Origin of the sequence: Advenella sp. EE-W14, from assembly GCF_012923605.1 — a bacterium.
Lineage (GTDB): Bacteria > Pseudomonadota > Gammaproteobacteria > Burkholderiales > Burkholderiaceae_B > Advenella > Advenella alkanexedens.
On the sequence record NZ_JAAVNG010000004.1, the window covers coordinates 17,701 to 43,866 of the forward strand.

Below are 26,166 nucleotides of genomic sequence, written 5' to 3' on the forward strand. Positions count from 1 at the left end.
AGTTCCAACCTAAAAATAGATTGGAACCTATTGTCGTTTTTCTACGAGGAAATTCAAGACGGCACTGGGCGGAGCGTTACAAAACATCTACCCCATGTGTTCCAACAACTACACAACCCACTTTACTTAAAGTTGTTGGTTCAGGCAAAAGACACATTCCTCCGGCCAGGCCCATTTCAAGCAGCCCTCCGACAACCCCTACTCCACCCCACAGGCGATTAGAAAAAGTCTCTCCCTCACTAATTGATGAATTTGTTAAAATTGCTGCCAATTGAACGGGCGATAATGCAATACTCAGGCCTTCTTCCATTAACTAAACCCTTTAATCATGTAAATAATTACAACGATCATTTTATGTGATCAATTGTTTCATTCTTATGAATTTTATAGGCTTAATAAGCTTGATCAACAAGTTAAATCAATGCAAACTCACCTCTAATACTCTCAAAAAGAAGCCGTCCGGCAAGACTTCCATGCCACCGTGTATCTGTCCGGGCTGGAATCGTTACTGACCAATCCTTGTCTGGAACGGCGCTACCGTAATCCGCCCCGTAAAAAAACATCATCAAGGGGACTGTTCAGCTTTCATAAACGACAGAAAAAAACATTGTTTTTAAATGGATTTTCCTTAACTTAATGGCAGTGACGCTCTGCGTGGAAACGCATACAGCCAGCTTCCTGTACAGGAACACCTCTTAGCCCAATTTCTGCCCCATGCCTGCCATAAACAGGGCGGCCAGAATAAATAAAACTCCAAAGAATTTATTCATTCTGGCCGCATGATGCGGGTTGCGCATCAGGTGCATGACCTTGGCAGCCAGCCCGGTATAAACGGCCATAACGGCCAGGTCTACAGCGCACAGGGTAGTGGCAATTAACGCATATTGGATAAGCAGCGGCTTGGACAGGTCAAGAAATTGCGGAATGACCGCCAGCAGGAAAATGGCCCCTTTGGGGTTCATGATATTCACCAGGATACCCTGCAATACCAGTTTGTGTGTAGGCGTATTTTGTACGGAATCCTGTTCAAGCCGGATCATGGCCACCGGTGAGCGGTATTGTTTATAGCCCAGGTAAATAAGATAAAGTACGCCCGCCCATTTAACGATATTAAATGCCATTTCAGAGGTGGCCAGCAGGGCACCCACACCAATCACGCTAATTACAAACTGGATGGCCAGGCCAATAGCCAGGCCAATGGCATTCCAGTACCCGCGTTTGAATCCAAAGCGCAAACCCGACGACATGGACGCCACGGCACCCGGCCCGGGTGAGATTGAAATAGCCCAGGAAGCGGCAAAAAGGGTAAGCCAGACGGAAAGAGACATGGTGAGGGTGGGCGCTGAGAGTTGGAAAATAAGGCAGAACCTTGAATTTTACCATGACTCCAGCGTTGAAATTTACCGTCTCTGTATTTACCTAATCCTAGTGGGATAATGACTCAGAATTTTGCTGTCCTCTGAAATATAGCTATACAATTTGCTCCTAAGGGGCGAAGAATCATATTCACTCCACCGGCATTTTTGGCCCAGATGTAGTCTAAGGTTTCCGTTTCGTATTTGAACGCGCTCATTTCTGATAGATAGGCAGCGCATGATTTAGTAGCTGATGTCAATGCTGAAATGGTTGAATAACAGTGCCCTTGTGATTTCCTAAATTCAGCCTCCATCAATATAGAGTCACCTTCTTTACCGTATGCTACCGTCATCTTCAGTGAATCGCTTAGATCATCAAATTTATCTGTCACGACCCTCATGTCATCACCGCCAGCAATTGAAAATGCATCCTTAATTGCTTTATCGCAGCCAAAATAACCTCGATCATGCGCCATATCTAGGGCAAATTTAACGTATTTAGAATTATTAGCAAATGTTGGGGTCGTGACAAGCGACAGGACAAGAGCGCCTATAAAATACTTCATAACTTCTCCAAGAGAATGTAAGGATGAAACTGGGAACAAGGCATAACATATATTGACCCCCTATGGATTTGATCATCGTATAGGCGGTATAGCCCGATAGGGTTGATTTTGCTGAAGAAGCATAACGCATAAATTAATAATTTACAATATATTTCAAAAATTACTTTTTGAAATATATTTTCGTTTGAGCTGATTTACCTCTGATCTGTAATGCTCCACTCTGTACCATTTTGAATTTTCTCGTCGAAAAAACGACAATAAGTTCCAATCGGTTGAAGTGATTGTATAACACCTTCACGTTCGCTTATTTATGCTGTCTCTGGGTGAGGCGTCCAGTGCATTTTTTACTGTTTACCATTTACGGTTTTACGCAGTTTTATTTACAATTGTCAGAAATACTTCAATACTTATTTTGATTTAATTCTCTGTATGCATCACAACCTTTCTGCTCACCTTCGTCGCATGCCTTGCCATACCAGTCTTTTGCTTGGGCATAATCTTGACGGACACCTTGGCCTTGGGCATACATGAAGCCCAGATTAAACTGAGCCTTTGCATAGCTTTGTTTCGCTGCTTTTTGATACCACTGTCGGGCTTGGATATAATTTTGACGGACACCTAAACCTTGGTCGTACATGACGCCCAGGTTATACTGTGCCTCTGCATAGCCTTGTTCTGCTGCTTGTTCAAACCATTGTCGGGCTTGGGCATAATTTTGATGAACGCCTTGGCCGTGTGCGTACATGAAGCCCAGACTAGACTGGGCAGCCGCAAAGCCTTGTTTTGCCGCTTTTTGATACCATTGTCGGGCTTGGGCATAATTTTGACGGACACCTTGTCCTTGGGCGTACATGAAGCCCAGCATAAACTGGGCCTCTGTATTACCTTGTTCTGCTTTTTGAATAATTGTTTGAATATTTTGATTAGTTTGCGCAGCAAAGCTGTTTCCCAGTGTGGCATATAAACCGAGTGTTAAAACAATAATAAATTGGCGTAACATGCTGAATAACTCCCATTTTTAATAGTTTCATATTGTAACTTATATTTTAAGTTTATTTGTTTTGTAACGATCAGACCAGGCTTGGCTTGTTTGTCTTGGTTTTTTGCATTAATTAACCCGATTACCCTGTTACGCCGTTTTTTTACAACGGCTTGCCCGGATAGGCAGGATATAATCCCACTGAGCAGGCTTGTTTAGACCTTGAACCTGCCTATCCAAGTTTTAAAGAGAAACTATGAAACGAATCCTATCCCTCATTAGTGTTTTTTTGCTTTCAACGCTGCTGTCAGGTTGCGGCTATAACCAAATCCAGACACTGGATGAAAGCGTCAAGGCTGCCTGGTCCGAGACGCTTAACCAGTACCAGCGTCGTGCCGACCTGGTACCCCAGCTGGTGTCCAGTGTGAATGCCTATATGGTTAATGAGCGCGAGGTATTGATCGAAGTGACCAATGCCCGTTCCCGGGTAGGGTCGGTGCAGGTCTCGGCAGATAAACTGCCTACCGGCGAAGAGTTGGCCCAGTTCCAGGCCGCCCAGGGGCAGCTTACTTCAGCATTGTCCCGTTTGATTGCGGTGTCAGAAAACTACCCGCAACTCAAGGCAGATGCCCTGTTCCGCGACCTGAACGTACAGCTGGAAGGCACTGAAAACCGCATTGCCACTGCTCGCGGCCGTTATATTAAAGAAGTGCAAGGCTACAATACGCTGATCCGTACGTTCCCCACCTTGATTACCGCCAAAATCTTTGGCTACGATGTCAAACCCAATTTCGGGGTGGAAAACCAGGCGGAAATCATGCGCGTTCCCGAAGTGAAATTTGATACTTCGCCACGGGCCAATCAACCCGCAACGGTACAGTAATGTCTGCCTCAGCTTTCCGTTGCCCCGCTATGACACGCTATGTCCTGTCATTGCTTTTCATGCTGCTGGCATTGGCCGGGTGGCAGGCCAGCGCCCAGGAACGGGTGCCCGTACCCAACCTGCAGGCGCGGGTAAGCGATCTGACAGGTACGCTTTCTGTTACGCAGCAGGCTGACATCGAACAAAAACTGGAGGCCCTTGAAAAAAGCAAGGGTGCCCAGGTGTTTGTGCTAATGGTGCCCACGGTGGGGCCCGATACGGTTGAAACCTATTCGCGCCGGGTTTTTGATGAATGGAAAGTGGGCCGGGCCAAGGTGGATGATGGCATTCTTTTCTTGATTGCCAAGGATGACCGCCGCATGCGGCTGGAAGTGGGCTATGGCCTGGAAGGTGCAGTGCCCGATGTCCTTGCCTCGCGGATTATCAATGATCATGTGGCACCGCATTTCAAGATGGACGACTATGCCGGTGGCGTACAGGCCGGCGTTGATGCGCTGGTGGACCTGATTGAAACCGAAGAACTGCCCCCACCCGTTAATGATTGGCAGCAGTCATCCGATTTTGATGAAGGTGACTGGCCGTTTTTCATTTTCCTGGTGTTTTTTATTTCCATGTGGCCGGCCATTCTGGCAGCGGTCATTGCCGGGGTGGTTATTTTTGGTGTCACCGGCAGCTTCGGTTTTGCCCTGCTGGGTGCCGTGGGCGGGTTTTTAATCAGTTTTATTGCCCATAAATTCATGCCTGCACGCAAGATCAGCAGTGCCAGCCGTGGCCGTGGCAGACGTGACGGTTTTGGTGGTGGTTTTGGGAGCGGCGGCTTTGGTGGCGGTGGCAGCGGTTTTGGTGGGGGCGGTGGCTTCGGCGGCGGTGGTGGCGGAAGCAGTGGCGGAGGAGGAGCATCCGGTGGCTGGTAAATGGTTAAAATGGCTCGATCTGGATTCTATGCATGGCTGGTGGCTGCGACGCAAGCATTTTCACGCCGGTTTCATGAAGGACATTACCGAGCAGATCCGCTTAAGTGAAGAAACCCATCATCATGGCGAGCTGGTTGTCGCCATAGAAGCGGCCATGCCTTCGCATGTAAAAAGCAGTGCCGAACGGGCCCTGGAAGTATTTGGCCGCCTGCGGGTATGGGATACGCCCCATAATACGGGGGTGTTGCTGTATATCGCGCTAGACCGGCACAAGATTGAAATTGTTGCCGATAAGGGTCTGAAAGCGGCAGAGCATGAATGGAAGGCGATTTGCACCGGGCTGGAACTGCGTTTTGCCGAAGACCAATACCAGGAAGGCCTGACCGAAGCGGTGATGGGGCTAGAGGCCATTCTGGCCCAATATTGCGCTCAGGAAGCGGGTGAAAATGGCCCCAATTTCCTGCCTGATGCGCCGGTGATGCTTTAAGGGCAGGCGTTTCCGTACGACGCGGAGCGTTCCCACGCGGAGAACGGAAGCCAGACATATCATGTAGCGGTTCCCACGCAGGAGCATGGGAACCAGGAATGTTCCTGGTCTGACCTCCAGGCGTTGGACACCTTTCTCGCTCCCATGCTCCTGCGTGGGAGCCAGGAACTCAACGAAGCTTGCTGGCCAGCGACTTGATGGCCGCATTACGGCGGGCACCGGTTTCAAAATGTTCACTCATTTTGGACCACTGGGGCAGGGTGCGTGCTTCCAGGATCTCCTCCGGCAGGTCACCGTCCTTGAATTGGCCGGTAACGGTTTCCGTGTTCAGCATAATGGGGCGCTGGTCTGCGTGGCCACGCATTTCCAGGGCATTAAGCAATTGCAGGCTGCGGATGCCCAGCAGGCGGATAATCGCGTCATCAAGGGTAATTTCGCGGTAGCCCTGCAGCTTGCCCAGAATGCGCTTGCCAAACTTGTCCACACCTTGCCATACGCTGCCAATCACGCCACCAATCAGGGTGGCGGTGCCCAGACTTAGTCCGGCTGACATGACATCGACCGCTGCGCCGGCCATGGCCCCGGCCACAAACCCTTTACTCACCTGGATGCCCATTTCCATCAATGCTTGCGGTTGGAACAGGTCCATGCCCCAGCGCCCACCTTCAATGGGCAGGGTCTGGTCGGGATAGTCTTCCTGCCTGAAACGGTAATGCGTTAGCAGGGCCTGGATGCTTTCCTGCTCCCGCTGGCGGATCACGTCCTGTAACAGGGCCGTGGCGCTTTTGATGCTTTCTTCATCACCCGCGCAGGTATAGCGAAAAGCGGCCACATCAATCAGGAGCTCGGCAATCATGTTGTAGGCAATGTCCCGTCGCAGTTTGCGCTGCCGGTGGATGTCTTCAGATAGCGCTTTCAGGGTAGCGGCATGGCCGTCCAGGACCAGGGCCAGCTTCTGGTAAAGCTGTTCTTCACCATCCAGGGCCGGGGCAACCGAGTCAAACTCAATGCTTAAATGCAGGCCCAGGCGGCTTAGGGATTCTTTCCAGTCAGCAAGGTAATTGGGACTGCTGTGCATGAAATTAAGAATGGGCACCAGCGGTCGTCCGCACCGGCTTAAAATGGCCAGTTCATCCCGGTGCTTGGCCAGTACGGGGTCGCGAATATCAATGACATACAAACCGGCATCACATTCCAGCAGTTTGCGTAAAACCCGGGCTTCCTGTTCAAAACGCTGCCTGCTTTCCGGGGTGTCCAGAAACTGCTGAATGCTTTCCGGGCCATCAAAACGGGATGAATCTTGCCGGGTCTGCGCTTTAAGCTGGTCCAGGTAATCCAGCAGGGCAATGCCGTCTTCCAGCCCCGGGGTGTCAAACAGTTCAACCGCTGCCTGTCCATTCAGGAACAGGCGGGCACCTTCCACATGGCGGGTGGTGCCGGGAAAGTCGGCAACCTCTCCAAACCCGGTATCATGGGTAAGGGTTCTTAATAATGAGGTTTTGCCGGTGTTGGTGTGGCCAACGACCGCCAGATGCAATATTTTATTTGGTTCCATATTCATCAACTTGCCTGAATCCATTGTGGCAGTGTTTTTTGTGTGTCATGCAACTGTTCAATGCCAAAGCCTGCCTGCTGCAGGCGCTCTTTCCATAATTCCAGGCGGTTTTCCGCTGTGTCGTGACCGGTTTGCAGGTAGATATCGGTACGCGAAGCCAGATTGGACAGGTCGGTAATGAGATGCAGGGTGCCGCGATCGGGGGTTTGCGCGGCATCACACACAATCAGCAGGGCGGGTACGGTTTGGCGACTCATATGTGCCAGCAGCTGATGGCGCTGTTCCCGGCTTTCGAGCTTGCCCTGGTCATGCACGGTGGCGGGCAGGGTAAAGGGCGGCCATGGCGCGCGTGGGCTTAACTCCAGCCCCACCACCAGCGGGCTGCCTGCCGGTGCCAGTGCAGGATGGGTGTTGCGCCGGGCGGTTTGCAAGGCCGGGGCGGGGGCATCCACCCCGATATGCTCACTGTGCGCGGACAGGCGGTCGACCAGGCCGGCATAGGCGGGCAGGGTTTCATCAATCTGTATTTGGTGGATGGCTTGTCGGGTTTTCCAAAGGCACAGCAGCAGGCTGGCCAGGCGCAGCAGCAAACCGTACACCATGACTGCACCAATCAGCCAGGAAGACCAGATGGCCTGTGATGCGGGACCGGCAGTTTGCAGGCCACTGCTTTGCTGGATGATATCAGCCGAAGGAATGGAAAAACCCAGTAAATGCGGCAAAAAACCAATACCCTGGGTGATGGACACAAAGGAAGAGGCGGGCAGGATGGTGGTTTCCCAGCCGAAGGTATATTGCCGGGCCGCCAGCAGAGCCAGCAGAGTGATAATGCCAGTCGCCATGATCACAACCCAGATTCCATGGCTGATGGCCGACAACAGCCAGCGCAGGCCGTTGTTCTGGTTAAGGATATTAATAAATGCCTGTGGGGCCAGGGTGGCATCGGGCCCACGGGCCAGCTTTTTACCCAGCCAAAGCCAGGCCTGGCCCAGCAAGGTGCCGCCATGGTAAGGGGCTAGAAAAGACAGCAGCCAGAATAAGTAGGTAATGGCGTGCAGGCCCAGCAAGGCAACCAGTGCCAGTAGCAGGTTGACATGCGCTGTTCCCAGGGCGCTGGCCGCCATGCCGATACCTGTAAGCATGGCCAGCAATGCCATGGCCCAAAAAGCCAGGCGTGCGTTGCCACGCCATTTGTCGATGGTGGCCGCCAGCCCGTCCCGCTTGGCGATCAGGGTGGCGCGCTGGATGATTTTTTGGCTGACAGGTTCCTGGCTGTGGCGGATCTGGTGGAGCAGGGTGGTATCTTCAATGGGCCCCCAGTGTTCTTCCCTAAGCCTTAGGGTTTCGGTAATCCAGTAATCCTTGAGTGAGTGCTGCGGCATAAATAATCGTGAGTAATGCAAATAAACGATTATTGCCTTTATTCAAACCACTTGTCTAATGTTTGTCGTGCCTGTTGTTTAACATCGGCGGTAATATATAAAGAGACCGTTGCCAGGGCCGCGGTAATAATACCCAGGTCATCGGTAAAACCGGCAATCGGCATCAGGTCGGGAATGGCATCAACCGGCAAGACAAGATAGGCCAGTGCACCGTAAATAACGCGTTTTGCCCAAGCCGGTGTTTTAGGGTTGTGTACGGCAAAAAACAGGAAAAGGGCTTTTTCAATGACAGGCCGGCCGGCCTTTTTTGCCAGGCGTGCCATTTTGCTGATGACGCCTGAAGGATTGCGAGAGCTTGATTGGTCACCGAAACGGGACTGAATCATTATTTTTCCTTAAAAAATTGTGGGTGTTGGAATGCGCTATTGATCAGGCGTGCCACTATCTCTTTTTGGCGATTACACCATAAACAAACAGGACAATCATGGCACCAACAACCGAACCAATAAAGCGCGCGCTGCTGCCGGCTTCGTAAATACCTACAGCAACACCTAAATGGGTGGCAACGACTGAGCCAACAATACCCAGCAGGGTCGTCATGATTAATCCCAATGATTGGGAGCCGGGCATTAGGGCACGAGCCACCAGACCAACCAGAAAACCAATGACAATTTCCCAGATAATATCCATTCATGACGCTCCAAGTGGATGAGGCCTTAATGTTTACAATGTAAGGCTTGTTTACCTGTAATCAAGGCCGTAAATGTTTCAGGATGTGGACTTGAAAGTTTAAGGGTAATTGTTGTTTATATCTTTATCTATAAGGTAATAAATTGTTCACCTTTGATTATAAATGTATTTGCCAGGGGCTCAATGGGAGAGAACCAGTTTGCGCAACCTGGGGCCAAAAACGTTTACAATCAGGCCCAGCATGACGACAGCACCGCCCAGCCATTGCAGGGTGGACAATTTTTCGTCCAGAACCCATGTGGCAGACAGCAGGCCAACCACCGGCACCAGCAGGGTTAAAGGGGCAATAAGGCCTACAGGGTGCTTGCCAAGCAGGCGTCCCCACAATACGTAACCCACCAGCGTTGCGCCATAAGACAGGTACATGATAGAAGCAATGCCGGTAAAGGTGGCCGATTGCAGGCTGGTTACCATAAGGTTGCCACCTTCAAAAATCCATGAGCAAAGCAGGAAGGGGATAATGGGAATGGTAGCGCCCCAGACCACCAGACTTAGCATGTTTACATTTTTGGCCTGCTTGATGACAATATTGCCGGTAGACCAGCTAAAGGCGGCCAGAAAAATAAACACCAGCCCCAGGAAGGGAATGGGGTGTCCGGCATCGGCATTGGCGTTAATAATGAACAGGCCAAGCAGGGAAATGGCAATCGCCAGCAGGTTATGGGGCCTGATTTTTTCATGCTGCACCAGGGCGGCCAGCAGGACCGTGAAAAAAGCCTGTACCTGTAAAAGCAGGGAAGCCAGTCCGGCTGGCATACCAACCGCCAGCGAGGTAAACAGGAAAGCAAACTGCCCGAAACTGATGGTTAAACCATAGACAAGCAGCAGCTTGAATGAAATGTTGGGGCGCTTGATAAAAAATATGGCTGGAAATACAACCGCCATGAAACGCAGTGCGCCCAGCAATAAAGGTGGAAAATCAACCAGCCCGAATTTGATCGCAATGAAATTGATGCCCCAAACCACAATGACAAGCAAGGCGGAAAACCAGTCGATCAAAGGCATGATGGAGTCCTGGGAAAGGGGCTGTACTGAGGTTTTACATGAAAGAGTCTGTAATCATAACATGCGTTGCCAAGTTCTTTATGGGCTTTACTTGTCACGGTTCTGTAACATGCGTGCATTATAAAAATAATTGAAGTTGTACGCTTTATTGTACAGATGTCAGCTTTTGGCTTATATAAAAAAATATTAATAAAGGAAAAGAAAATGAATAATATAGATGACAGAAATGAATTAGAAGTTGCTTTGACTGTAATGGAGTCAGAGGCGCTAAATTTTGCTTACCGGTTTATTAAGGATGGCAATGTAAGAATAAGTTACATTAATCAAACTAAAATGCTGGCTCAGGAGTATAGAAAAAAGGTTGCATCAGGTGCAATGCAACCTAGGGAGGCTGCATTGCAAGTGTACGAGTTGCGGAATCAGATTATGGAAGCTCAACGCTTGCGCACAAGTGATATAGGTAGAGCCAAGGCAGTAAACTTGAAACATACCGGTTTGGATCTTTCAGAATTGACCGAAAAATATGCACAGAGAAAATTCGGAGCATCTTTTTTAAAATTGTCTCCTTCTCATCAAAATCAAGTATATCTGGAAATTATTGAAAGCTCAGGTAGAGCCAGACCCTCTGTAAATACGGCAGCAAATAGATTCAGTAATTTAGGAAAAAGTCTTTTGGTTGTTACCGTTGGGGTTGCCATTTATAACATCACTTCAGCTGACAATAAGGAAAAAGCGATAGCACGGGAAGGGGCAGTCATTAGTGGTGGTTTTGTTGGTAGTGCTGCAGGAGGAGTTCTTGCAGGTTTGGCATGTGGTCCGGGGGCACCTGTTTGTTCGGTAATGGGGGTGTTTATTGGTGGGGCTTTGGGGGCGATGGGGGCAGACTTTACATTCGGATGGGTTTTTTGATGTCTATCAGGCAAACCGATGAGTTCAAGATAAAAAATATTATTAAGAATCCTGATGAAACACCTGGACTTCAACTGGAAAACACAGGATTAAACAGGAGTATAGAGGTTTCAGGAAAAATCCTAGAGGCACAATATAGCGTTGATGATCATTTTTTGCTGTTCACCACAGAAGATTGTCCCTTTGAAGAAGCATTGCATATCTATTATTTAAGTCCGCAACTGGACGTCCTGGATGCTTTGGAGCTTTCGGCGGTATACACCGCTGGCATGCTTGGTGATCTTGCTGTGGACAACGATGATACGATCCGGTTTTCTTTTTTTGAAAAGAACGAATGCTGGACATTGAAAATATTGCCTAAGCCGGAATATGCTTTTTTTGACAGGCGACACCCTGTTAAAAGAAAAATGCCTTTTTACATTAAATGCTGGCTGAAGCTAAATAAATAAATAGCTGTTTGGCAAGTGCATGGCCTTTTTCTGTACAAGGTTAATTGTCACAATCATGTAAACAGGCTGCCGTAAGCTTGCTGAAAATGTAAAATCTGTCCTGTTTGACTCCATTGTTCTGAGGGTTATATGAGTTTCCGTGTATTGTCTGTGTCAGCCCTGCTGGCTGGTGTTGTTTTTAGTGGTTCCCTTCAGGCTGAAACCCTGGTTTTGTATACCAGCCAGCCTGCCCAGGATGCACAAATGACGGTGGATGCCTTTGAAAAGGCCAACCCGGGTACTAAGGTTGAATGGGTGCGTGATGGCACCACCAAACTCATCACCAAGCTGCGTGCTGAAATGGCGGCAGGGGTGGTCAAGCCCGATGTGTTGCTGATTGCAGACAGCGTTACTTTGGAGCAGCTTAAAAAAGAAGGTATTCTGGCAGCCTACCTGTCTGCGCAAAGCAAAGAATATGACCCCGCGCTGTTTGACAAGGATGGTTATTATTACGGTACCAAGCTAATTACCACCGGCATTGCCCATCATGCCGATGCCAAGCAAAAACCGGCCTCATGGAAGGATTTGCTCAAACCCGAATATAAAAATCAGGTGGCCATGCCAAGTCCGCTGTATTCGGGTGCTGCCTTAATTCACCTGTCCACGATGACCACCAACCCTGATTTTTCCTGGCAATTTTATGAAAACCTCAAGGAAAATGGGGCTTCCGCACTCAAAGGCAATGGCAGCGTCCTGACAGCCGTGGCTTCCGGTACCAGCCCCTATGGCGTGCTGGCCGACTATATGGCCATACGTGAAAAAGCCAAGGGTGCGCCGATTGAGTTTGTGTTTCCAACAGAAGGCGTCAGCCTGGTGACCGAACCGGTTGCCATCATGAAAGACAGCAAGCAGCCTGAACTGGCCCGCAAGTTTGTTGACTTTGTCTTGTCTGAGCCAGGCCAGCAGCTGGTCCTGGAGCAAGGCTATTTGCCTGCCCGCAACGGTATGAAAACACCGGCGGGTTTCCCTGAACGCAGCCAGATCAAGCTATTGCCTTTTGATGCAGCCAAGGCACTGGAAAATTCGGAAACAGACAAGGAAGGTTTTAGTAAACTGTTCAACTGATTTTCTAACGGTGGTTTAAAATCAGGCGCTTGTGTGTCAGCATAAGCGCCTGTACCTTTCTTTTTCATGTCACATCCGCAACTCTCTTCTTTCAGGAATCCAACCCGGCATGGGTGGGTATTGGGTCTGCTGTTTATTATTTTCCTGGTTAATGTCTTGCCAAGCCTGCGATTGCTGGGCGAGGCATTAGCCGATATCGTGGCGGGTGAAAAATCCAGTTTCTGGAAAGTGTTGCGGTCTTCGGCCACTTGGCAGGCAACCTGGCACAGTTTGTATACCAGTGTGCTGGCAACCTTGCTGGCGCTGGTGCTGGGGGCAGGGCTGGCTTTTTTCATTGCCTTGACCAATATCCGTGGCAAGTCGTTCTGGGTGTTCATGTTCATGCTGCCCATGATGATACCGCCCCAGGTAACGGCGTTAAGCTGGTTGCAGCTGATGGGGCCGGGCAGTGCCCTGTTGCAGCTGCTGGGGATCGCCCCGGCGCTGGGTAGCCGGCAGCCCCTGTATTCCGATTGGGGTATTGCCCTGCTCATGGGGATCCAGCATGCCCCTTTGGTTTTTTTGTCAGTCAGAACCAATTTGCTGGTGCTACCCAAAGAGCTGGTTGAAGCGGCTCGCCTAAGTGGTGCTTCCCAGCTTCGCATTATGCTGGATATGATTTTCCCATTGTGCAAAAACGGCATCCTGGCCGGTGCCGCCATTGCTTTTGTATCGGCACTGGGTAATTTTGGCATACCGGCCATGCTGGGTATTCCTGCCTCTTATTATGTGCTTCCCACGCTTATCTACCAGAAAATGGCTGATTTCGGGCCGCTGATGCTTAATGAAGTCTCAAGCCTGTCTGTGATTGTGGGGGTTATTGCCATGATGGGTGTGTGGGTCCAGCATCGGTTTCAGTCAAAAATGCCTTTGCTTGGCATGCCGGGCAAGCCGCTGTCCTTTGATTTGGGCGCATCGCGGCTTGGCTGTGAAATTGGCCTGGGTCTTATTATTACACTCATTCTGGTCCTGCCTGTCTTGGCTTTGGTGGCCAGCTCCCTGGTTCCCGCCATTGGTGTTCCCCTGCGTCATGACAATATCAGTTTTTCCGCTTATGCGCATATGCTTGCCGGACAGGGGGTAACCTGGCGCGCGTTTGAAAATAGTATGTTTCTGTCACTCAGTGCCGCATTTATTCTGGCTTGCCTGGCGTTGCCACTGGCTTATGTTATCGTCAGGCGTCCGCGCCGTTTGTATTCATTTCTCCTGATGCTGGTGGATGTGCCCTATGCCTTGCCCGGCGTGGTGCTGGCCATTGCCTGTATTTTGCTGTTTGCCAAGCCTATTCCTATTTTGCAAATCAGCTTGTATGGCAGTCTGGGCATTATCCTGTTTGCCTATTTGTCGCGTTTTCTCACCGTTAGTTTTAAGCCCGTGCATGCGGGTATGCTACAGCTTGACGGTGCGCTTGAAGAGGCCGCCCGGTTATGTGGTGCTTCCATGGTACGCAGATGGCGCGACATCGTATTCCCCTTGCTGGCACCTGCGGCTTTTGCCGGCTTTCTGCTGGTCTTCATGATTGCGGTTAATGAGCTGACCGTTTCGGCACTGTTATGGAGTGCTGGCAATGAAACACTGGGCGTGCTGGTTTTTAATCTTGAAGATGGTGGGGAAACGGTGCTGGCTTCGGCCATTTCCGTTTTGATTATTATGATGATTGCGTTGTTAATGCTGGCGTTGGGCATAGTGGGCCGCAATCTGCCAAAAGGGGTTATTCCATGGCGCAGCTAGTATTGGACAGGGTGGGAAAATCGTTTGGCACGACCCCGGTGGTGAATGCGTTCAGCCTTGAGGTGCCTACAGGTTCTTTTGTGGCATTGCTGGGTCCAAGCGGATGCGGCAAGACAACCTTGTTACGCATGCTGGCCGGCTTTGAGCAGGTAGACCAGGGAACGATTCAGGTTGATGGCAGGCAACTGGCCGGAAACAATCTGCACGTGCCGCCAGAACAGCGCAACATGAGCATGGTGTTTCAGTCGTACGCATTATGGCCTCACATGAACGTGATGGACAACGCCGGTTACGCCCTGAAACTGAAAGGGGTCAAAGGAGAAGACTACCGGCAGCAGGTCATGCAGGCACTGGACACGGTTAATCTGTCCCATCTGGCTGAACGGGCACCGCAAGATCTTAGCGGGGGCCAGCGCCAGCGTGTTGCCTTGGCCCGCTGTCTGGTATCACATCCCGACGTCGTGCTACTGGACGAGCCACTGGCCAACCTGGACCAGCATTTGCGGGCTTCCATGGAAGAGACTTTTCGAGAGTTTCACCGCCGAACCGGGGCAACGTTTGTGTATGTCACGCATGACCAGGCGGAAGCCATGGCACTGGCCGACCGGATAGCCGTGATGAACCACGGTCGGCTGGAGCAGTGGGATACGCCCGAGCAGCTGTATCAGTATCCGCAAAATACCTGGGTGGCCCGTTTCATTGGGCAGGGTTCGATTCTGCATGTGCACCGCCATACCGATAACCGTCTTTTGTCGGGCCCGGAGGTCATGCAATTGCTGTCTTCTTCACTGGGATCAACCCGGCAGGCCATCCTGGTTAGGCCCGAGCACGTCAGGGTGGTGGAAAACGGGCTTGAGGTGCAGGTATTAAGCCGGGTTTTCAAAGGCGAGCGTTATAAATACACCGCTCGCCTGCAAGATGGGCAGGAGCTTGGTTTTTTTCACCCGGCGCGTCTGGAGCTTGAACGCAAAGTTTGCGTACAGGTGCAACAGGCCTGGGCCCTGCTGGATTAACTGAACAGGGTTAGCAGCCAGGCCAGCAGGAAGGGGGCGGCAAGGCTAAGTACCGCCCCGCTGAAAATGGCGGTGGCAATGTAATGGTTACCGGTTATTTTCTTGATAATGGGCAGGGTGGTATCCATGGCGGTTGCCCCCGATGTGCCAATGGCAGGAACCGGATGGCGGGCGCCCAGAAAAAACAGTACCACAATGGACAGCAATTCCCTGAACAGGTCGGTCATGAGGGAAGCCGCACCGTAGAATTCACCCAGACGGGCCGTAACCATCACGCCCGACAGTGAGAACCAGCCAAAGCCGGCGGACAAGACCAGGCCATTACGGATATCCATGCCCATTAACCAGGCCACGACAGCCCCGCCCAGCAGGGAAAACAGGATGACCACCACGGGTGTGGCTATGATTCTGAATTGCAGGAACTTCAGGGAAATCGGGGCATTGACCAGGTCTACGCCAATGAGCACCAGCAATATATACAGAAGGGTTTCAACCGAAGGAAGCAGTTCGGTATTCATGTGCGACATTAGCAGCAGTTTGGCCAGGCCAATACCGGCCAGTAAAAAGGCAAAGGCAATACCGCATTCCCGAATCACATGCCAGATACCAAAGTCCGAAGTGGTTTCGGTAGTGCTTTTTTGGCTTTTTGGCAAAAGCAGCCACAAGCCCGCAAAAGAAAAAACGCTTGTCCCCAGGGCATAGGCTGTGGCAATCCCCAGAATTTGCGTGACGTTTTGCAGGTTTTCCAGTTGCAGGCCAAATTTATAGCCAATCGCAAACAGCAGCAGCCAGACAAAAGGTGTAATCAGGCGAGCCAAACGGGCTGACTGGGTGGCAGGCAGTATTTTGCCAATGAGCAAGCCAAGAACCAGATACAGGCAAATGGGCAATAATGAGAGTAGCAGGTCTTTCAAGGTGGACGCCTTTTTGGGGCCTCATGGGTTTAGTCGTGTATGGATGGGTGACAGGCATGAGGCCAATAATGGGATTCAGGCAGGATTGTTTTTATTGAAAGCGGCCAGTTTTTCTTTCAGTGCTTTTTTGATGGCCGGCCACTCTTCACGGGTGGCGCTGTACATGACCGTATCCCTGACAGAGCCGTCACGACGCTTGGCATGGCCGCGTAACACGCCGTCTTTTTTTGCGCCCAACCGTTCAATGGCTTTTTGTGAGGTGTGGTTGATGATGTCTGTGCGCCAGCCCACAACATTGGCCTGCAGGCTTTGGAAAGCATAAAACAGCAACAGGTATTTGCAGGCGGTATTCACATGGGTGCGTTGCCAGGATTTGGCATACCAGGTATAGCCAATTTCAAGCCGGGCAACATCGGCGACAATATCGTGATAGCGGGTGGTGCCGATTATTTTTTTGGTTTTGGCGTCAAGGACGGTAAACGGCAGCATGTGGCCGTCTTGTTGACCCTTTAGGGCGGCTTCAATATAGGCCTTTTCCTGGCCCGGTTCGGGCACCGAGGTATACACCAGATTCCAGAGTTCACCATCACTGGCGGCGTTTTTAAGGCCTTCAGCATGCGCCAGTCGCATGGGTTGGAGAATAACGCCAAAACCTTCTAACTGGATCGGGTGGAAGGGGGTGACAAAGGGGCAGACTGCTGGCTGGCCGGATTCTGAAGAAAGGGTCATGGTACAAGACTATAAAGAAAAAGCAATCAGAGTTGAAAATCCGCAAAAAACATAGTGTATCAGATTGCGGTCAGCACGCCGCTTTTTGGCCTTGCCCCGGATGGCCCAAAATAAAGGTGTTCCCTAGTGGCAATAAACAGGCCTTGCGGTTATTATCGGCTTATGTCGGATAGGAAAACTTTCCGTATTGAATGGAAAGTATTAGTCTTATCTTTCGTTTTTGATTAATTTGCATAGGAAACGCAGGCATGAAAATCAGAAAAATATTGATTGCAGCAGGATTGGCATGTTCAGTTCTTGGAATGGGTAATCTTGCCACTGCCAATGAGTGGAAAGAAATACGTATTGGTGTGGAAGCGACCTATCCGCCTTTTGAATACAGAAATGCCCAAGGTGACATGGAAGGATTTGACGTGGATGTGGCCAATGCCATTTGCGGTAAACTGAACGCCAAATGCGTGTGGGTGGAACAATCCTTTGATGGCCTGATTCCCGCCCTTCAGGCCCGCAAGTTTGACGTTATCCATTCGAGTATGACCGCCACCGAGGCGCGGGCAAAGGTCATTAACTTTACCGATCCCCTGTATGCCATTCCCACCCAGCTGATTGCCAAAAAAGGCAGTGGCACTTTGCCTACTGCTGAATCCCTGAAAGGAAAACGCCTGGGTGTGCTGCAGGGCACCACCCAGGAAACCTATGCCAAAAAAGCCTGGGGCAAGGGAGGCGTGCAAATCGTGTCTTACCAGGACCAGTCACAAACCTATGCCGATTTGCGGGCAGGCCGTCTTGATGCCGCCCTGCTTGAAAAACCCAATGCGATTGCCGGCTTTCTGGTCACCCCAGAGGGCAGGGACTTTGAGTTTGTTGGAGAAGTGTTGTCTGGTGACCCTATCCTGACCAATGAAATTGCCATGGGATTGCGCAAATCCGATGTGAAATTGAAAGACGCCATTAATAAAGCCATCAATGAGCTGGTTACAGAAGGTACAATTGCAGAAATTGCCGGCAAGTATTTTCAGCCTGGTGAAATTGGTCTGATGCAGGCCAAGTAAGTATCAGCCCGAGTGGCATACAATCAATTGAAGTCATCGCTTGATTGAGCAATCGCGGGTTGCTCAATCATTTTTTGTTTTTAAGGGGCATTCATGTTTTTGCATGGCTATGGCGGCCAGATTCTCGACGGCACTTGGGAAACCATCACGCTGGCATTGTTGTCGCTGCTGGTGGCCTTTTTGCTGGGCCTGATCGGGGCAAGCGCAAAACTGTTTGGCAATTTCCTGTTCAAAGGGCTTGCCCAGGCTTACACAACGCTGGTGCGCAGCGTACCCGACCTGGTCCTGATGCTGCTTATTTTCTTTAGCATTCAAATGGGCCTTAACAATATTACCGATGCCTTGGGTTTGCCCATGCTGGAAATTGATCCGTTTATTGCGGGGGTTCTTACCATCGGGTTTATTTACGGGGCCTATTTTGCAGAAACCTTCCGTGGCGCCTTTTTGGCGGTGCCTAAAGGGCAGCTGGAGGCGGGCAAGGCATTTGGCATGAGTGATCGGCAGGTTTTCAGCCGAATTCTTTTCCCGCAGATGATGCGCTTTGCCTTGCCGGGCATTGGCAACAACTGGCTGGTATTGTTGAAGGCGACTGCCCTGGTGTCCATTATCGGGCTGTCTGATCTGGTTCAGGTTACACAAACGGCAGGTCGTGCCACAGCCAGCATGTTCCTGTTTATTTTAGTGGCCGGCCTGATTTATCTGGGGCTTACCACTGTTTCCAGTATTGTGTTGTGGTGGCTCGAGAAGAAGTATTCTGCTGGCGTGCGTGAGGCTCATTTATGATCGAGTCATTTGAACATTTTATGCTCATCATCAATGAGTATTGGGAACCGTTTTTGTTCTGGGATGGTACCCATTTTTCAGGTCTGGCTGTCACTTTATGGATTTTAACCCTGTCGGTGGTTCTGGGTTTTGTACTGGCTTTGCCGCTGTCAGTCATGCGGGTGTCCAAAAACAAATTTATCAGCGGCCCGATCTGGTTCTTTAGCTGGGTTTTTCGGGGTACACCGTTTTATGTACAGCTGTTGCTGATTTACAGTGGTATCGTGGGGCTTGAGTTTGTTCGTGAAACGCCCCTGCTATACGCTTTTTTCGTGAGTGGTTATAACTGTGTGGTGCTGGCACTGCTGCTTAATACCCTGGCCTACACCATAGAGATTTTTGCCGGTTATATAAAAGCGACGCCCTATGCCGAGTTGGATGCCGCCCGTGCCTATGGCATGTCACGCTGGAAAATGTATACCCGCATCATTCTGCCTTCCGCCCTGCGCCGGGCCTTGCCTGCTTACAGCAATGAAGTCATCTTGATGCTGCATGCCACTTCTCTGGCCTTTACGGCCACGGTGCCGGATATCCTTAAAGTGGCCCGGGATGCCAATGCGGCCACTTATTTAACGTTTGCCTCGTATGGCACGGCGGCGTTGTTGTATATGTCAATTTCGTTTGTACTGGTTTGGGCATTCAGGCGGATTGAACGCCGTGCACTGGCCTTTCTGGCATACGAAAAAAATTAGGAAAGCCATGTATAAACTGGATGTTAGAAACATACATAAATCGTATGGCCAAAACGAAGTCCTGAAAGGCGTTTCGTTGCAGGCCAGTGCCGGAGACGTGATTGCCTTGATTGGCTCAAGCGGCTCTGGTAAAAGCACTTTTTTACGGTGTATCAATTTTCTGGAGCAACCCAACAGCGGCAGTGTTTTTCTCAATGGTGAAGAGCTGACGGTTGTCCAGGATAAAAAAGGCCGTTTGCGTGTGTCTGATGAAAAACGCCTGCAATTGTTCAGGACCAAATTGGCCATGGTGTTCCAGCATTTCAATTTATGGGCACACATGACGGCGTTGGAAAACGTGATAGAGGCACCCATGCATGTTCTGGGTGTGAAAAAAAACGAAGCGCTTGAACGGGCCCGTCATTATCTGAACAAGGTAGGTCTGGCGCAAGCGGTGGAAAAACAATATCCCTCGCAAATGTCAGGCGGGCAGCAGCAGCGCGTGGCCATTGCCCGGGCGCTGGCCATGGAGCCCGAGGTGATGCTGTTTGATGAACCTACTTCGGCCCTCGACCCGGAGCTGGTGGGCGATGTATTGAAAGTCATGCAGCATCTGGCTGAAGAAGGTCGAACCATGCTTGTCGTGACCCATGAAATGGGGTTTGCCCGTAACCTGGCTTCGCAGGTCATGTTTTTACACCAGGGCAGTGTGGAAGAACAAGGGACGCCTGCCGAGGTTTTTGGCAATACCAAGAGCGTCCGTTTGCAGCAATTTTTATCAGGTAACCTGAAATAATGATATTAAGTTTTGGAATGGTTGTCGCCTTGCTTGTACTGGGGGCGTTTGGTGGTTTTATGGCCGGTTTGCTGGGTGTTGGTGGGGGAATGGTGCTGGTGCCATTTCTTACCATGCTGTTTACCTGGCAGCAAATGTCGGGTGATATTGCGGTGCATGCAGCCATCGCAACGTCCATGAGCATGATTATGTTCACCTCGCTATCAAGCATGCGGGCGCATCATAAAAAAGGCGCGGTGTTGTGGCCGGTTGTTTTTTCACTGGTGCCGGGCATTATTTTAGGCGGATTGCTGGCCGGTGGCGTGGCCTTCAGATTTATCAGCATGGCTTGGCTGGCCTTGTTTTTTGCGGTTTTTGTGGGCTATTCAGGGCTGAACATGTTAAAAAACAAAAAGCCCAAGGCGTCACGCCAGCTGCCGGGTGTGGCCGGCCGCACGGCCGTGGGTACCGGGATCGGGTTTATTTCCGGCCTGGTGGGCGCCGGTGGCGGATTTTTGTCAGTGCCGTTCATGGTCTGGTGTAATGTGCCTATCCGCAATGCGGTGGCCACGTCGGCGGCATTGGGTTTTCCGATTGCGGTGGGCAACAGTATCGGGTATATCACTTCCGGGATTGAAAAAATTGGTATCCAGGATGGGATGCTGGGTTATGTGTATTGGCCTGGTTTGCTGGTACTGATTACCATGAGTGTGCTGATGGCGCCTGTAGGGGCAAAGTGTGCGCATAATTGGCCGGTTGACAGGCTGAAGCGGATTTTTGCCTTGTTGTTGTTTTCGATTAGTGCATATATGTTGTATAAGTCGCTGACTGCGTTTGGAATCATTTAGGCAATTCAGTTAAGATTGCCGTTTTTTGCAAGGCTATACGTATCCGGGCCTGATTAAGGCTACCAGTGCAGCGACTTCGGCCCGAAGGGGCGTCGGAGCAAACTGGGTAGCCTTAACCAGGCCTTTTTGGTGTCCTGAAAACCTTGTTGTCATCGTAAAAGCCGACCTGTGACTGTTCTTCATGCCAGCCCGGAATACCAAAAATCTGCAGCGGGATGAAAGGCTTGGTTTGCAGGGTTTGTTCTGTCAGGAACCCGGCTAGATAATCGTCCACTTGCTGGATGGCCGCTTCTGAAAATATCTCAGGCGTGTCGGGATCGGTTTGGTCTTTAGCGGTTACCTCGGCTACCCGCTCATCCGGGTCAGTCTTTTGGCGGCATGGCCCAATGAAATCGGGTATGCGGATGGCATGGGCGGTAATGGCTTTATAAGGGGTCACCAGTTTTTCCAGCAGGGCATGGCCGAAGGCGATAACCCGGGTTTGGCGCCACAGGGGGCGTAAGGTCTGAAAGGCGGTTTGCCATTGTTTGGCTTGCAGGGCCTGCCAAAGCTCGTCCGGGCATTGGATGAAGAAACCGTTTTCATCAATAATCGTAATCGCATCCCGTATTTTTCCCCGGGTATCACCCACACCGGCCTGTCTTATTTGCGCCGCCTGTAACCGGTTAAGGCGGATTTTGGTGTTCGGGAAGGTAAACCAGCACAGGGCATTGAAATAATCATGCAGGCCGTCACGGGTAGGCACATTGCCGGTTTCATAAATATAGGTTTCATAGGCCATGCCGTCGGGCAGGGTTTCTTGCGGAACGAACTTAACCGGTGGGTGGGCAGGACGATGCCTGTTCAGGAATGCGTGAACGCTGGAGACCATCTGCTGCGGGGCAGGGAAACGGGATTTCCAGGGGGACCAGTAGGGGGCGTCAAGATGGATCCGGTTCAGGACAGAGATGGGCATGGCATTGCAAAAAAGTTAAGCCGCTCCTGTGGCAAGGGCGGAAAGGGTAAAGCCGGGTTATAACGGGCGTGGAGGGACTATTTCCTGAATGTTACTTCAGGCATTTTATCGCCCCAGGGCATGAGCGGAACGCCTGATATGCTGTTGTAAGGTGAGCCTTCAATAACCCGCTCACTCACCACCAGATAAACCAGCGTATTATTGGGTTTGTCCAGCAGACGGGTCACGTTAAGGTCTTTGAATAACAGGCTCATGCGCTGGGTGAAGATATTTTCTTTTTTGTCAGGGATGGCTTTTGTGGCCTTGAGGGGACCAACCTGGCGGCAGGAAATGGCAAAGCGGGAGGGGTTTTCTGCCAGGCCCAGGGCGCCTGAAATACCACCGGTTTGGGCGTGTGACAAGTGGCACACCACGCCTTCAATATCGGGGTCATTAAATGATTGAACGCAAACCTTGTCATTATTGACAACGCGCCAGGTGGTACTGACGCAGCCAACCTCGTCGGCCTGAGCGGCGGGTTGAAAGAAAAAACCGGACAGGGCAAGGGCGGCCAAAAGTATTTTTTTCATGCTAAGCGTCTTTGTGGTGTAGTGATAGTATGTCAAACTGCAATATGGGGTTCAATCACTAAAATTCAAAGCCAGCCAAATATAACCAGCTAAACACCATGACTGTTCAAACCAACCATAAAACATTATTGACTATTGTACTGGGTATTACCCAAATGCTGGCCTGGGCCTCTACTTATTATTTGCCGGCCATGATTGCCCAGCCAATGGCCAGTGAGTTGGGTATCCCGGTAGCATGGGTATTTGCCGCGTTTTCCCTAGCCCTTTTGCTGTCCGCTTTTGTGACTCCCATTACGGGTCGAAGAATAGACCGGGTGGGAGGAAGGCCGGTGCTGTTGCAGTCCAGCCTGTTCTTTATGACGGGTTTGCTGCTGTTGTCATCCGCGAAGGGCATCATGGTTGTGGGATTGGGATTTGGGCTGATTGGCCTGGGGATGGGACATGGCATGTACGACTCCGCTTTTGCAACCCTGACCCGGTTTTATGGCAAACAGGCCCGTTCGGCCATTATGGGCGTGACTTTACTGGGTGGACTGGCCAGTACGGTCGGCTGGCCCTTAATGAGTTGGGTATTACATTACTGGGGTTGGCAGCAGGTTTGCCTGATGTGGGCATTGTTGCATATGATTCTGGGAATGCCGCTTCATCTGCTGGTGCCATCCATCAATCATGAAACCCAAGTCGAAACCGGTGTTCTGCAGGAAACCGGAACAGAACCGTTGCAGGCTGAAAATCAGGCAGGCAGGTCACAGGGGTCAAAGCGGATTCTATGGCAAATGATGTTACTGTCCTATGTTTTTGCCGTAGCCTGGTTTATTTCCACTTCATTGGCGGCACATTTTCCTGAATTGATCGTACTGGCCGGGTATGGCTTGTCTGTGGCGGTCATGGCCGGAGCCCTGATTGGTCCGGCCCAGGTGGGTGCCCGTTTGTTTGAGTTCTTTTTTCTGGGGAAGGTGCATCCGGTTCTGGTGGCCGTTTTTGCCGCATCGCTGCATCCTGTGGGGGCGGTGCTGTTTTTGTTTTTTAATGGCAGTCCCAATTTGTTTGCCATTTTGCATGGGGCGGGTAATGGCATGTTGACAATTGCCATGGGAACCGTGCCGTTGGCTTTGTTTGGCCCCACCAATTATGGACAAAGGTTGGGTTTGATCGCCATGCCAGCCCGTATCGTGCAGTCATTTTCCCCTTTGGTGTTTGCGTTTCTGCTGGCGCAATGGGGCGCGTATTCTCTTATATTCACAACAGGACTGCTGCTGACGGCTATAGTATCATTGTTAAGTATTTATTATTTTGGTGTCAGGAATGAGCACGCTTGAAAAATTGCGTATTGATAAATGGCTTTGGGCCGCCCGCTTTTACAAAACCCGTTCGCTTGCAGCAACCGAAGTTGGCAAGGGCAGGATTGATGTGAATGGGCAGCCTTGCACCAAGCCTGCCCGGGAAGTCAAGGTGGGCGACAGGCTCACTATCCGGCAGGAGCGTATGAATCGGGTGGTGGAAATCAAGGCCTTAAGTGCGGTACGCGGCCCGGCACCGGTGGCGCAGTTGCTGTACGAAGAAACCCCTGAAAGCATCCAGGCCCGGGAAGCGGAAAAAGAAAGAAGAAGGCTGGCCAATGAGCCTGCCGATACCATCTTGCATGGTCGCCCCACCAAACGTGACCGGCGTTACCTGGATGACTTGAAACGGCGTTATTGAAGACAACCACATCTGATGTAATAATTATGTAATATTTTTTTCCATAAAATTATTTATAGTAAATTATTTTAAATATATATGAATGGGTCAAATTGTAGTCCAGGATTATGGAATATATTGATATTCTGTTCCTGGTTCCCATGATCCTGCGTGGGAATGGGGCAAGACATAAAGCCAAATAAATGGTATGTTTTGTATTCAAATAAAAATATAAAAAACACCCACAAAGGAGGCATTATGTCTATTCAATTCAAGCGAAGTACGGTTGTTACATTCCTTGGTCTGGCATTATTGGCTGGGGTTTCTGTTGCACCCTTACAGGCCAAAACACCCGCCCCGGTGGCACCACCCCAGGTGCAGTATGACTATGATATGGATATTTTCCATCCGGTCATTGCCCATAACGGGATGGTGGCAACCGAGCAGCACCTGGCTTCTGCCATAGGGCTGGACATCCTTAAAAAAGGGGGCAATGCCGTTGATGCGGCCGTGGCAATCGGCTTTGCGCTGGCGGTTGCCCTGCCCAATGCCGGCAACCTGGGGGGCGGTGGTTTCATGATGGTGCATGACAAGGACAGCGGCCAAACCATTGCGCTTGATTTCAGGGAAATGGCCCCTGCCAAGGCAAGCCGTGACATGTATCTGGACGAAAAGGGGGATGTGGTTGCCGGCAGATCGCTTTATACTCACCTGGCGGTTGGGGTACCGGGTACGGTGGCCGGTATGGAACATGCCCTGAAAAAATGGGGCAGCATGCCTTTGGAACAGGTTATCCAACCGGCCATTGAGCTGGCGGAAAACGGTTATATTGTGAGTAACTCACTGGCAGAAAACCTGGCGGCCACCAAAGAAAGCCTGGGTAAGTGGGACACCACCAAAGCCATCTTCTTCAGGGATGGCGAACCGTTGAAAGCGGGTGATTTGCTGGTGCAGAAAGACCTGGCTGAATCGATGCGTTTGATTGCCAAAGAAGGTGCCGACGCTTTCTACAAGGGGAAAATTGCCGATCAGATTGTAGCGGAAATGGGCAAACATGACGGCCTTATTACTAAAGAGGACCTGGCCAATTACAAGGTGGTCGAACGAGAACCGGTTAAAGGCACTTACCGCGGGTATGAAGTGGTTTCCATGCCGCCGCCCAGTTCTGGCGGTATTCATGTCATCCAGATGCTGAATATGCTGGAACCGCACGATCTTAATGTTTTAGGGTTGAACAGTTCAAAAACCGTTACCCTGGTGGCTGAAATCATGAAACGGGCCTATGCCGATCGTTCCGAGTATCTGGGTGACCCTGATTTTTCCCAGGTGCCACAAAAAGGGCTTACCTCAAAAGCGTATGCCAACAGTCTGGCCAATACCATTTCTTTTGATAAGGTAACGCCATCCAAAGAGATTCTGCCGGGTAAGCCGCAACCCTACGAAAGTGACCAGACCACCCATTATTCGGTGGTGGACAAAGACGGTAATGCGGTAGCCGTTACCTATACCCTTAACCTGAATTTTGGCAGTGGTATTGTGGCTGGTGAAAGCGGTATTCTGCTGAATAATGAAATGGATGACTTTTCTGCCAAACCAGGTGTGCCCAATGCTTTTGGCCTGATTGGCGGCGATGCCAACGCGGTTGAACCGGCAAAACGGCCGCTGTCTTCCATGACGCCCACTTTGGTATTGAAAGATGGCAAGCCCTGGCTGGTTACCGGCAGTCCGGGTGGCGCACGCATTATCACGACCGTGCTGCAAACCATCCTGAACAGTATTGATTTTGGCATGAACCCGGCCGAAGCGGCGTCCACTCCCCGTTTCCACCATCAGTGGTTGCCTGATGAGTTGCGTGTGGAAAAGGGTTTCAGTCCCGATACCCTGGCATTGTTAAAGGAAAAGGGTTATGACATTGCCCTGAAACCTGCCATGGGGCGCACGCAAACCATTCAGGTGCGTGACAATGTGCTGTACGGCTATTCCGACCCGCGCAACCCCGATGGGGTCACGATTGGGTATTGATTCGTTGG

At 50.8% G+C, this 26,166-nt stretch carries 29 protein-coding genes; 16 read left to right on the forward strand and 13 right to left on the reverse strand.

Translation table 11 applies throughout. The features are described 5' to 3' along the window. Nucleotides 1-76 precede the first annotated feature (76 nt). From HCX92_RS14835 to HCX92_RS01025, 4 genes are all read right to left on the reverse strand, one after another. Entirely contained in the window at nt 77-310 is a 234-nt protein-coding gene (locus HCX92_RS14835; RefSeq protein ID WP_248289967.1) for a hypothetical protein, read from the reverse strand. A 385-nt stretch (nt 311-695) separates the two neighbouring features. Next, complete coding sequence (locus tag HCX92_RS01015) at nt 696-1,328, reverse strand: LysE family translocator (RefSeq protein ID WP_169293061.1); 633 nt, start codon at nt 1,326-1,328, stop codon at nt 696-698. A 113-nt stretch (nt 1,329-1,441) separates the two neighbouring features. Next, nucleotides 1,442-1,921 (reverse strand): hypothetical protein, encoded by a 480-nt coding sequence (locus HCX92_RS01020; protein WP_169293062.1) that lies wholly within the window; start codon nt 1,919-1,921, stop codon nt 1,442-1,444. Nucleotides 1,922-2,321: 400 nt separating this feature from the next. Then, on the reverse strand, nt 2,322-2,921 hold the full coding sequence (locus HCX92_RS01025) for a tetratricopeptide repeat protein (RefSeq protein WP_169293063.1): 600 nt from the start codon (nt 2,919-2,921) through the stop codon (nt 2,322-2,324). A 235-nt stretch (nt 2,922-3,156) separates the two neighbouring features. Between HCX92_RS01025 and HCX92_RS01030 the strand changes: the two genes are divergently transcribed. The 3 genes from HCX92_RS01030 to HCX92_RS01040 are packed head-to-tail and all read left to right on the forward strand — an operon-like array spanning nt 3,157 to nt 5,184. Next, nucleotides 3,157-3,783 (forward strand): LemA family protein, encoded by a 627-nt coding sequence (locus HCX92_RS01030; protein WP_169293064.1) that lies wholly within the window; start codon nt 3,157-3,159, stop codon nt 3,781-3,783. Next, entirely contained in the window at nt 3,783-4,697 is a 915-nt protein-coding gene (locus HCX92_RS01035) for a YgcG family protein (protein ID WP_248289968.1), read from the forward strand. The genes HCX92_RS01030 and HCX92_RS01035 overlap by 1 nt, the downstream gene beginning before the upstream one ends. Next, complete coding sequence (locus tag HCX92_RS01040; RefSeq protein WP_343212400.1) at nt 4,687-5,184, forward strand: TPM domain-containing protein; 498 nt, start codon at nt 4,687-4,689, stop codon at nt 5,182-5,184. Before HCX92_RS01035 ends, HCX92_RS01040 begins: the two co-directional genes overlap by 11 nt. A 169-nt stretch (nt 5,185-5,353) precedes the next feature. Here the strand turns inward: HCX92_RS01040 and HCX92_RS01045 are convergent, their stop codons facing one another. From HCX92_RS01045 to HCX92_RS01065, 5 genes are all read right to left on the reverse strand, one after another. Next, nucleotides 5,354-6,745 carry a GTPase/DUF3482 domain-containing protein gene (locus tag HCX92_RS01045; protein WP_248289969.1) on the reverse strand — a complete coding sequence of 464 codons (1,392 nt, stop codon included), beginning with the start codon at nt 6,743-6,745 and terminating at the stop codon, nt 5,354-5,356. Then, on the reverse strand, nt 6,745-8,121 hold the full coding sequence (locus HCX92_RS01050; protein WP_169293065.1) for a DUF2868 domain-containing protein: 1,377 nt from the start codon (nt 8,119-8,121) through the stop codon (nt 6,745-6,747). The genes HCX92_RS01045 and HCX92_RS01050 overlap by 1 nt, the downstream gene beginning before the upstream one ends. 38 nt (nt 8,122-8,159) lie before the next feature. Continuing rightward, entirely contained in the window at nt 8,160-8,444 is a 285-nt protein-coding gene (locus HCX92_RS01055; RefSeq protein WP_211182216.1) for a YkvA family protein, read from the reverse strand. 118 nt (nt 8,445-8,562) lie between these two features. Then, entirely contained in the window at nt 8,563-8,811 is a 249-nt protein-coding gene (locus HCX92_RS01060; RefSeq protein WP_169293067.1) for a GlsB/YeaQ/YmgE family stress response membrane protein, read from the reverse strand. 180 nt (nt 8,812-8,991) lie between these two features. After that, nucleotides 8,992-9,876 (reverse strand): EamA family transporter, encoded by an 885-nt coding sequence (locus tag HCX92_RS01065; protein WP_169293068.1) that lies wholly within the window; start codon nt 9,874-9,876, stop codon nt 8,992-8,994. 204 nt (nt 9,877-10,080) lie between these two features. On the opposite strand from HCX92_RS01065, the gene HCX92_RS01070 reads away from it, so the two are divergent. The 5 genes from HCX92_RS01070 to HCX92_RS01090 all read left to right on the forward strand — a co-directional run bounded on the left by HCX92_RS01070 (nt 10,081) and on the right by HCX92_RS01090 (nt 15,121). Continuing rightward, nucleotides 10,081-10,785: a hypothetical protein gene (locus HCX92_RS01070; protein WP_169293069.1), complete on the forward strand. Its 705-nt coding sequence runs from the start codon at nt 10,081-10,083 to the stop codon at nt 10,783-10,785. Beyond that, nucleotides 10,785-11,234, forward strand: coding sequence for a hypothetical protein (locus HCX92_RS01075; RefSeq protein ID WP_169293070.1), 450 nt, complete (start codon nt 10,785-10,787; stop codon nt 11,232-11,234). The genes HCX92_RS01070 and HCX92_RS01075 overlap by 1 nt, the downstream gene beginning before the upstream one ends. Before the next feature lie 129 nt (nt 11,235-11,363). Beyond that, a complete protein-coding gene (locus HCX92_RS01080; RefSeq protein ID WP_169293071.1) occupies nt 11,364-12,338 on the forward strand; it encodes an ABC transporter substrate-binding protein in 975 nt (324 codons plus the stop codon). A 66-nt stretch (nt 12,339-12,404) separates the two neighbouring features. Beyond that, nucleotides 12,405-14,108, forward strand: coding sequence for an iron ABC transporter permease (locus tag HCX92_RS01085; RefSeq protein ID WP_169293072.1), 1,704 nt, complete (start codon nt 12,405-12,407; stop codon nt 14,106-14,108). After that, a complete protein-coding gene (locus HCX92_RS01090; RefSeq protein WP_169293073.1) occupies nt 14,096-15,121 on the forward strand; it encodes an ABC transporter ATP-binding protein in 1,026 nt (341 codons plus the stop codon). The genes HCX92_RS01085 and HCX92_RS01090 overlap by 13 nt, the downstream gene beginning before the upstream one ends. Here the strand turns inward: HCX92_RS01090 and HCX92_RS01095 are convergent. Both HCX92_RS01095 and HCX92_RS01100 read right to left on the reverse strand, forming a co-directional pair. Further along, nucleotides 15,118-16,035 carry a lysine exporter LysO family protein gene (locus HCX92_RS01095; RefSeq protein WP_169293074.1) on the reverse strand — a complete coding sequence of 306 codons (918 nt, stop codon included), beginning with the start codon at nt 16,033-16,035 and terminating at the stop codon, nt 15,118-15,120. The genes HCX92_RS01090 and HCX92_RS01095 overlap by 4 nt on opposite strands. 75 nt (nt 16,036-16,110) lie before the next feature. Next, a complete protein-coding gene (locus tag HCX92_RS01100) occupies nt 16,111-16,764 on the reverse strand; it encodes a GNAT family N-acetyltransferase (protein ID WP_169293075.1) in 654 nt (217 codons plus the stop codon). A 248-nt stretch (nt 16,765-17,012) separates the two neighbouring features. On the opposite strand from HCX92_RS01100, the gene HCX92_RS01105 reads away from it, so the two are divergent. The 5 genes from HCX92_RS01105 (at nt 17,013) to HCX92_RS01125 (ending at nt 20,932) form a co-directional block, all read left to right on the forward strand. After that, nucleotides 17,013-17,816, forward strand: a complete 804-nt coding sequence (locus tag HCX92_RS01105; RefSeq protein ID WP_211182210.1) for an ABC transporter substrate-binding protein — start codon at nt 17,013-17,015, stop codon at nt 17,814-17,816. Nucleotides 17,817-17,909: 93 nt separating this feature from the next. Further along, nucleotides 17,910-18,599 carry an ABC transporter permease gene (locus HCX92_RS01110; RefSeq protein ID WP_169293076.1) on the forward strand — a complete coding sequence of 230 codons (690 nt, stop codon included), beginning with the start codon at nt 17,910-17,912 and terminating at the stop codon, nt 18,597-18,599. A gap of 20 nt (nt 18,600-18,619) precedes the next feature. Continuing rightward, nucleotides 18,620-19,330: a histidine ABC transporter permease HisM gene (gene hisM / locus HCX92_RS01115; RefSeq protein ID WP_211182217.1), complete on the forward strand. Its 711-nt coding sequence runs from the start codon at nt 18,620-18,622 to the stop codon at nt 19,328-19,330. A gap of 7 nt (nt 19,331-19,337) precedes the next feature. Further along, a complete protein-coding gene (locus HCX92_RS01120; protein WP_169293077.1) occupies nt 19,338-20,105 on the forward strand; it encodes an ABC transporter ATP-binding protein in 768 nt (255 codons plus the stop codon). Beyond that, the gene (locus HCX92_RS01125) at nt 20,105-20,932 is read left to right on the forward strand and encodes a sulfite exporter TauE/SafE family protein (protein WP_246587322.1); all 828 of its coding nucleotides are present in this window, start codon (nt 20,105-20,107) and stop codon (nt 20,930-20,932) included. Before HCX92_RS01120 ends, HCX92_RS01125 begins: the two co-directional genes overlap by 1 nt. Nucleotides 20,933-21,044: 112 nt before the next feature. Here HCX92_RS01125 and HCX92_RS01130 read toward each other — a convergent pair whose 3' ends face one another. Together HCX92_RS01130 and HCX92_RS01135 are read right to left on the reverse strand one after the other, a co-directional pair. Beyond that, the gene (locus tag HCX92_RS01130) at nt 21,045-21,887 is read right to left on the reverse strand and encodes a DUF3025 domain-containing protein (RefSeq protein WP_169293078.1); all 843 of its coding nucleotides are present in this window, start codon (nt 21,885-21,887) and stop codon (nt 21,045-21,047) included. A gap of 77 nt (nt 21,888-21,964) precedes the next feature. Further along, entirely contained in the window at nt 21,965-22,456 is a 492-nt protein-coding gene (locus HCX92_RS01135; protein WP_169293079.1) for a CreA family protein, read from the reverse strand. Nucleotides 22,457-22,554: 98 nt separating this feature from the next. On the opposite strand from HCX92_RS01135, the gene HCX92_RS01140 reads away from it, so the two are divergent. The 3 genes from HCX92_RS01140 to ggt all read left to right on the forward strand — a co-directional run bounded on the left by HCX92_RS01140 (nt 22,555) and on the right by ggt (nt 26,158). Beyond that, nucleotides 22,555-23,775 carry an MFS transporter gene (locus HCX92_RS01140; RefSeq protein ID WP_169293080.1) on the forward strand — a complete coding sequence of 407 codons (1,221 nt, stop codon included), beginning with the start codon at nt 22,555-22,557 and terminating at the stop codon, nt 23,773-23,775. After that, the gene (locus HCX92_RS01145) at nt 23,762-24,157 is read left to right on the forward strand and encodes an RNA-binding S4 domain-containing protein (protein ID WP_169293081.1); all 396 of its coding nucleotides are present in this window, start codon (nt 23,762-23,764) and stop codon (nt 24,155-24,157) included. Before HCX92_RS01140 ends, HCX92_RS01145 begins: the two co-directional genes overlap by 14 nt. A 237-nt stretch (nt 24,158-24,394) precedes the next feature. Next, complete coding sequence (gene ggt, locus HCX92_RS01150; RefSeq protein WP_169293082.1) at nt 24,395-26,158, forward strand: gamma-glutamyltransferase; 1,764 nt, start codon at nt 24,395-24,397, stop codon at nt 26,156-26,158. The last annotated feature ends 8 nt before the right edge of the window (nt 26,159-26,166 follow it).